Below are 2,565 nucleotides of genomic sequence, written 5' to 3' on the forward strand. Positions count from 1 at the left end.
TTTGGATATCACCTATATAAGCAAACAGGAGATGTTGCATTGCTTCAAAAGATATTAAATCACTCAGACCCAGCGTTTACATTAAGATATATCGGTATTGACCAAGATGCCATGAACAAAGCAATAAAAGAGTTTAAAATATAAGCCTATCCATTCATTGGAGGGCTTTTTAGTTTGTCTATAAAACTATAAGTTACACATATTAAATTAACGTGTAACTCATTTTAGTAGATTGTGATAGAATTAGTGGTAATAAGGGGTCTAGCCTTTCGGCTAGTTACACACAATATAAGATATGGATAATTAGATAGATACAACTATTAAATAGAGGTGGGTAGAAATGTTTGATTTATCAGATACATGGACAAAAATTGCTTCTGCTGTTTTAATTGCTGCAGTAACATCATTTGTGACTCATAAACTAGCAATATCAAAGGAACGACGACTACAAACCGAAAAACATAAGTTAGAAATCCTTAATAAAGTTTATACACCTTTGTATAGAGCATTTATTGATAAGTTGATGAAAGATTATGGAAGACCTTTTGGTTATTTAGGTGTTGATACGGACTTATTCACTGAATTAAATAAAATATACAAACAGAACATTTTTTTGATTGATCCAGGGTTGGAAAGTAGAATATGGGAAATCAAAGAACATTTTTATCAGGAACAAATAAGGATGGACGAAACGGGAGATAGAACACCTATAAAAGGCGATTATGACAATAGATTAATTAGATATGTCTTTTATCAATATAATAAAATGAGAAGAAAACTGAAACTGCCATATGATAAAACTTACTTTAAACACCATGATCTTTACGAAAAATTTGTCACTGGTTCAATAAATTATTTTCGAGGGAGAAAAGCACTTAAAGAGTTGAAAGAATACAGAAAAGAAAAAGAAAAAGAAACCAATTAAAATAAAATGGCAGATAAATGGCAGAAAGAAAGCAGAACACAAACTATTTATTAAGTTATGATTGTACCATAGGAAATTTATATACTAGGCACTTACTCATTACGCATGGGTGAGTGCTTTTATTATGAAATGAAGGTGATAGATATGAAAATTGGTGGAGTATTGTTGATCTCATTGATTTTACTCACATTTAACTATCAACCATGCGTAAACAATGAACCACTAAGAACAAAAGATTATAGGTTAATACTTTAATGGATTAGCTATATGCGCGAGATACATTTAGAGGTGATGAATATGAAAGTAGCAGATCATCTTAGCAGAGAACAACATAAGAAACTGAAGCGAATGAAAGATTATAAAAAGAAACGAAAACGTAATGAAAAGGTAAACTGGCATGATTTAATGGGAATGAACAGAGATACCTATAAGCGCGGACGCGGGGGAGCTATAAGGAGTAACAGGAAATAAAAAAGGGAATTCCTTCCTTTTTGCCGAATTAAGTACAAGACAAGAGGAGGAGGGTAATGGGAAATAAACTAGAAGAAGTAGGAGAGTCAATGGAGAAAATTGGTAGTAGTATGATGGGTTGTGGTTGTTTATTAACCATTTTTGTTACTATACCAATTATACTAATAATTATATTTCTGTAGACATCTCTAACGAGGTGTCTTTTTAGTATGCATAAAAGGAGATGAATGCATGAAAACAGGTAAAGACAAAAAAACCATATATGTAGATGGGGAACCAATTAAAGAACCACCTTTATTAACAATTGAATTAGAAAATGAATCGTCTGTACCAAAAGTGTTTTATAAAGGTGAAGAGATAAAATGGAAAGATGAGATTCGGTTCAGATGGAGCACTAAGCGTGAGTTGCCTTTATCAGGTGGAGTTGACTATCTCATTCAGCATTTCGTTAAAGGCAATCAAAACATTCAGCTAAATAAAATTGGATTATCTACTGGTAAATACATGAGCAAAGATGATTAGATGCCTGATTATAAAACAAAAGAACAACAAATTAACTTCTACAACTCAAAAGAGTGGAAGCTGAAAAGAGAAGACATAAAGAAGCGTGACAATTATGAATGCCAGTGGTGTAAAGAAGAAGGATATGTAACAGTAGCAGGTGGCTTAGATAAAAATGGTAATGAGGTAGTATTGGAAGTTGACCATATTAAAGAGTTGGAAGATCACCCTGAGTTAGCGTTAGATGATGAAAATCTTAGAACATTGTGTAAGGACTGCCACAATAAAAGGCATGAACGATTTAATTACAAAGCAAGTAAAAAAGAAAAGAAATGGGATGATGAATGGTGGTGATCAGATGATAACAGTAACAATGCCAATCAAAGAGTATGAACATATGAAGAAAGACATTGAAAGATTAAAGAAGGAAAGTATTTATATGTATGCTAAGAGAGAATACAGTGATTTCAATAGAAATGAATATGAAATTACTATAGACCTTAGTGCAATGATGAAAGCAATTAGCGAAGAAGAGCACAAACCAGTTACATTCAAAACAATATAATACCCCCCGGGTTAAAAGTTTCGACAAAAAACTTTGACTGGGAAACCGGTGCATGGGCTCAATTCTGCAGTTGTATCGAGATATGAGTACCCTCCCCTCCCCC

6 protein-coding genes and 1 pseudogene are annotated in these 2,565 nt (G+C 32.9%); all 7 read left to right on the forward strand.

Annotated elements, in window-relative coordinates:
* Window positions 1–144 (forward strand): annotated as a pseudogene (locus tag BMX40_RS20875) (site-specific integrase); the annotation flags it as partial.
* A gap of 196 nt (window positions 145–340) precedes the next feature.
* A complete protein-coding gene (locus BMX40_RS19815) occupies window positions 341–925 on the forward strand; it encodes a hypothetical protein (RefSeq protein WP_090873186.1) in 585 nt (194 codons plus the stop codon).
* A gap of 267 nt (window positions 926–1,192) precedes the next feature.
* Window positions 1,193–1,396 (forward strand): hypothetical protein, encoded by a 204-nt coding sequence (locus BMX40_RS20500; protein ID WP_170840875.1) that lies wholly within the window; start codon window positions 1,193–1,195, stop codon window positions 1,394–1,396.
* Window positions 1,397–1,452: 56 nt separating this feature from the next.
* The gene (locus BMX40_RS20845) at window positions 1,453–1,578 is read left to right on the forward strand and encodes a hypothetical protein (protein WP_280139695.1); all 126 of its coding nucleotides are present in this window, start codon (window positions 1,453–1,455) and stop codon (window positions 1,576–1,578) included.
* 49 nt (window positions 1,579–1,627) lie between these two features.
* The gene (locus tag BMX40_RS19820) at window positions 1,628–1,918 is read left to right on the forward strand and encodes a hypothetical protein (RefSeq protein ID WP_090873188.1); all 291 of its coding nucleotides are present in this window, start codon (window positions 1,628–1,630) and stop codon (window positions 1,916–1,918) included.
* Complete coding sequence (locus BMX40_RS19825) at window positions 1,919–2,251, forward strand: HNH endonuclease (RefSeq protein ID WP_090873190.1); 333 nt, start codon at window positions 1,919–1,921, stop codon at window positions 2,249–2,251.
* Window positions 2,252–2,255: 4 nt separating this feature from the next.
* Entirely contained in the window at window positions 2,256–2,462 is a 207-nt protein-coding gene (locus BMX40_RS19830) for a hypothetical protein (RefSeq protein ID WP_090873192.1), read from the forward strand.
* Window positions 2,463–2,565: the final 103 nt, after the last annotated feature.

The sequence above is a fragment of the Oceanobacillus limi genome (assembly GCF_900111445.1).
GTDB lineage: Bacteria > Bacillota > Bacilli > Bacillales > Amphibacillaceae > Ornithinibacillus > Ornithinibacillus limi.

What these genes read in the sequence shown, in the direction of transcription:
- BMX40_RS19815 (WP_090873186.1), top strand. Translation starts at nt 341, where the DNA reads ATGTTTGATTTATCAGATACATGGACAAAAATTGCTTCTGCTGTTTTA.
- BMX40_RS20500 (WP_170840875.1), top strand. Translation starts at nt 1,193, where the DNA reads ATGCGCGAGATACATTTAGAGGTGATGAATATGAAAGTAGCAGATCAT.
- BMX40_RS20845 (WP_280139695.1), top strand. Translation starts at nt 1,453, where the DNA reads ATGGGAAATAAACTAGAAGAAGTAGGAGAGTCAATGGAGAAAATTGGT.
- BMX40_RS19820 (WP_090873188.1), top strand. Translation starts at nt 1,628, where the DNA reads ATGAAAACAGGTAAAGACAAAAAAACCATATATGTAGATGGGGAACCA.
- BMX40_RS19825 (WP_090873190.1), top strand. Translation starts at nt 1,919, where the DNA reads ATGCCTGATTATAAAACAAAAGAACAACAAATTAACTTCTACAACTCA.
- BMX40_RS19830 (WP_090873192.1), top strand. Translation starts at nt 2,256, where the DNA reads ATGATAACAGTAACAATGCCAATCAAAGAGTATGAACATATGAAGAAA.